Source organism: Bradyrhizobium sp. (genome assembly GCF_035701725.1).
GTDB lineage: Bacteria > Pseudomonadota > Alphaproteobacteria > Rhizobiales > Xanthobacteraceae > Bradyrhizobium.
The window spans coordinates 1-3,612 of sequence record NZ_DASSRP010000149.1 but is presented as its reverse complement, the minus strand read 5'-3'; the positions used below and the strand labels follow the sequence as shown (position 1 = coordinate 3,612).

General features: G+C 63.3%; 6 protein-coding genes. All 6 read left to right on the top strand.

The window, feature by feature from the left end:
* Positions 1–525, top strand: a 525-nt coding sequence (locus tag VFL62_RS08615) for a type II secretion system F family protein (protein ID WP_325171949.1), incomplete at its 5' end; no start/stop codon positions are given.
* A gap of 87 nt (positions 526–612) precedes the next feature.
* Positions 613–1,044, top strand: a complete 432-nt coding sequence (gene gspG / locus VFL62_RS08610; RefSeq protein WP_325171950.1) for a type II secretion system major pseudopilin GspG — start codon at positions 613–615, stop codon at positions 1,042–1,044.
* Positions 1,037–1,498 (top strand): prepilin-type N-terminal cleavage/methylation domain-containing protein, encoded by a 462-nt coding sequence (locus VFL62_RS08605; protein WP_325171948.1) that lies wholly within the window; start codon positions 1,037–1,039, stop codon positions 1,496–1,498. The genes gspG and VFL62_RS08605 overlap by 8 nt, the downstream gene beginning before the upstream one ends.
* On the top strand, positions 1,473–1,883 hold the full coding sequence (locus tag VFL62_RS08600) for a type II secretion system protein (protein WP_325171947.1): 411 nt from the start codon (positions 1,473–1,475) through the stop codon (positions 1,881–1,883). The genes VFL62_RS08605 and VFL62_RS08600 overlap by 26 nt, the downstream gene beginning before the upstream one ends.
* Entirely contained in the window at positions 1,867–2,724 is an 858-nt protein-coding gene (locus VFL62_RS08595; protein ID WP_325171946.1) for a PulJ/GspJ family protein, read from the top strand. Before VFL62_RS08600 ends, VFL62_RS08595 begins: the two co-directional genes overlap by 17 nt.
* Positions 2,721–3,612, top strand: an 892-nt coding sequence (locus VFL62_RS08590) for a type II secretion system minor pseudopilin GspK (RefSeq protein ID WP_325171945.1), incomplete at its 3' end; no start/stop codon positions are given. The genes VFL62_RS08595 and VFL62_RS08590, both read left to right, overlap by 4 nt.

Below are 3,612 nucleotides of genomic sequence, written 5' to 3'. Positions count from 1 at the left end.
ACAGCCTTTGCCATTGCGGGCCTGTGGTGGCTGTTTCGCCGGCCCGCGACGCGAGCTGCGGTGGTGTCGTTTGTCGCGCGAACGCCCGGCATCGCCAATATCTTTCAGTTCTATCGGACCAGCCTTTTCTGCCGGAACCTTGCGGTGCTGCTCGGCAGCGGCGTCAATCTGACGGCGACATTGCGCATTCTGGTCGACATCATGGCCGTGACCGGAAACGTCGCGGTCTGGACGACCGCCGCCGACCGCGTCCGTCACGGCGGCAAGCTTTCGGACGCGTTGCTGGCATCGAGCAACATGCCGCCGATGGCCGTGCGCATGTTGCGCCTCGGCGAGGAGACCGGCCAGCTGCCGGCGCTCGCGGGCCGGGTTGCCGAATTCTACGAAGCGAAATTGCAGCGCAGCCTGGACCGCCTTGTCGGCATCATCGGGCCGCTCGCGATCATCACCATCAGCACCGTGGTCGGAGGACTGATCGTCTCGGTCATGACCGCCTTGCTGTCGGTCACACAACTGGTCGGTTAAAACGAAGGATTGAACAAGATGCTCAAGGGCGTTGGCATTTTCTTTGCGGCAAACAACAAGCGCGAGCGCCGGCAGCGCGCCGGCCGAATGGGACAAGAGGGATTTACCCTGGTCGAGATGCTGGTGGTCATCACCATCATCGGCCTGATCATGGGTTTGATCGGCCCTCGCGTCCTCAACTATCTCAACGAGTCCAAGGTCAAGGCAGCGAAGATCCAGTTGCAGAGTTTTTCGAGTGCGCTCGACCTGTTCTACCTCGATGCCGGCCGCTATCCGTCGACCTCGGAAGGCCTCGCAGCGCTGGTGCAGCGTACGCCCGGCGTTGCGTCCTGGAACGGGCCTTATCTGAAGGGCGGCAACCTGCCGAACGATCCGTGGAATCACGCCTACCTCTACCGCTCGCCGGGCGAACGCGGGCCCTATGAGATCATCTCCTACGGATCGGACGGCCAGGAGGGCGGAAGCGGCATCGCCGCCGATATTTCGACCGAGAACCTGGTCAGTGCGAAAAATGAGTAGACCGTCCGAACGCGGCTTCACGCTGCTTGAAATGGTGTGCGTGCTGGCGCTGATCGCCATGATGGCGGCTGTGCTGCTGCCGCTGTTTCCGCGCCACACCACGCGTTCGCGTTTGCAGGGCTATGTGTTGCAGACGGCGGCGCTCTTGAAAGAGGACCGCAACGCCGCGATCCGGCGCGGCACGGGCGTCGCCACACTGGTCGATGCCGGAAGCCGCGTGATCCGGTCGGGCGCTGGCGCGGACTTCGTCCGCATTCCGGACGACGTTCGTTTCGAAACGCTTCTGCCGAAGACCTGCAACCAGCGCGAGGCGCTGTCGACGATCCGTTTCTTCGCGAGCGGGATGTCCTGCGGCGGCGCCGTGACGCTGGCGCGGGAGGATGTCGGCTACGAAGTTCGCGTCAACTGGCTCACCGGAAGGATCGAAATTGTTTCGCGCGACCTCGCCAACTGACGGCCGCACCGCCGGCTTCACGATCATCGAGGTGCTGATCGCGCTTGCCGTCGTCGCCGTCTCGATTCTGGCGATCGGGTCGGTGATGTCGACCAATGTGCGCGGGGTGCGCTCGCTGGAGCAGCATGTGACGCTGATGCAGACCGTGCGGTCGGTGATGGCTGCGGATGTGCCGCCGCGTGCGGACATCGGCGTCGGCACCTGGTCGGGAAAGACCAACGATCATGGGTGGCGGATCGACGTCAGTCCGATGGGCGATGAGTGGGGTGCGGCAGGCGATAAAGTCGCCTGGATTCCCGCCCTCGTCAGAATTCAGGTGCGTTCTCCCTCCGGCGCCGTGATGGACGTCAGGACGGTGCGCCTGATGCATGAACAGCAGCAGTAATAATGTGACCGTATCGGCCAGACAGCGGAGGAATGAGGGCGGCTTTACGCTGATCGAAACCCTTGTGGCGCTGGCGTTGATGGGGCTCGTGCTGTCTGCGCTGGCGAGCCTCACCGCGCAGTGGCTTCCGAACTGGAACAGAGGTCTCAGCCGCATCCAGCGCAGCGAGTTGATCGGCACTGCGTTGCAGCGAATTGCCGATGACCTTGCAGCAGCGCAAAGCGTTCCCGCCAGTCGCGGGGACAAAAAGCCGCTGTTTGCCGGATCGGAGCAGTCGGTCACCTTCGTGCGCACGGCGCTCGGCCCGAATGCCGGACCCGGGCTCGACGTGGTGCACTTGGGCGAAACCACCGACCGCGAGGGGCTTGCGACAGTCCGCTCGCGAATGAAGTTCCACCCCTTGCCGCAGCAGGCCTCGCTTGCCGATCAGCTTCATTTCGGCGAGCCGGTGGTGCTGTTGCGCGCGCCGTACCGGCTGTCCTTTGCCTATGCCGCTGACGACCGGATCTGGAAGAGCAAATGGCAGGATTCGGAAAAATTGCCGGCCAGGATCAAGCTGACCGTGCGCGATGCTTCCAGTGGACGCGTTCGCACGATCTCGACGGTCGCAACCATTCACGTGCAGTCGCCGGCGCAGGGCGACTGCAAGCAGCCGCAGGCAAACGGCCAGCCGCAGGCCAACGGACAGCAGCCATCGAACGGGCAGCAACAAAACGCGCAACAGCAAAACGGGCCGCAGCTGGCTGGCGCGTGTGACGACCAGGCGGGCGCGCCGGCCAGCCCTCAAGGCAACTCGCCGCAGTCCGGTCCTTCGGCAGCCGCGCAGAGCAACCGGTCATGAGACATACCAAGGCGTTATCAGCGCAGTCCTCCGAGCGTGGCTTCGTCATCGTCGCTGTGCTCTGGATTTTGGTGGCATTGTCGGCACTTGCTGCGATCTTTTCAGTCTATTTGTCCAATTCCGCGCGCATGCTCGGCGCAACCGACATCGGTGTTCCAACCGAGGCACTGGCCTCGGCGAGCCTGGAACTGACTGCCTATCAGTTGCTGCTGCGCGCGCAGGACAAGGAGCGCCCGGCGCAGGGGTCGTTCCGCTTCAAGATGGACAATGCGGAAGTTCTCGTCACTTTCACGTCGGAAGCGGCACGGGTCGATCTCAACAAGGCCTCGAAAGAGATGCTCTCCAACCTGTTCGAGGTTCTTGGCGTGGAACAGAAAGCGGCGAGCGAGATAGCCGATCGCATCGTCGGCTGGCGGACGGAGGCCAAGCCGAATGCGGCCAACAGCGAAGAATCGCTCTATCTGGCATCGGGTCTGGGCTATTCGCCAAGGCAAGCGCCGTTTGCCCATGTCGACGAACTCAGCCTGGTGCTCGGCGTCTCGCCGGCCATGGTTGAGCGGGTCCTGCCTTTCGTGACGGTCTACAGCAAATCGGCCGATATCGACGTTTTGCTGGCGTCTCCGGAAGTGGTCGCCGCGGTGCCGGGCATGACGCCCGATACGCTGAGCGATTTTCTCAAGCAAAGGGCGTCATTGCCGCGTGATCAGAATGCGATCGCGGCCGCACTCGGCGCGGCCAAGGCGGCCGCAACCCTGCCGGAGGCCAAGGCCTATCGTGTCGTGACGGCGATACGCTTCGACAATGGCCGCCGCAGTTCGACCGAAGCGGTCATCTCGCTGGGCAAGGATAAGGACAAGGAGCCCTACAACGTGTTGTCGTGGCAGGATC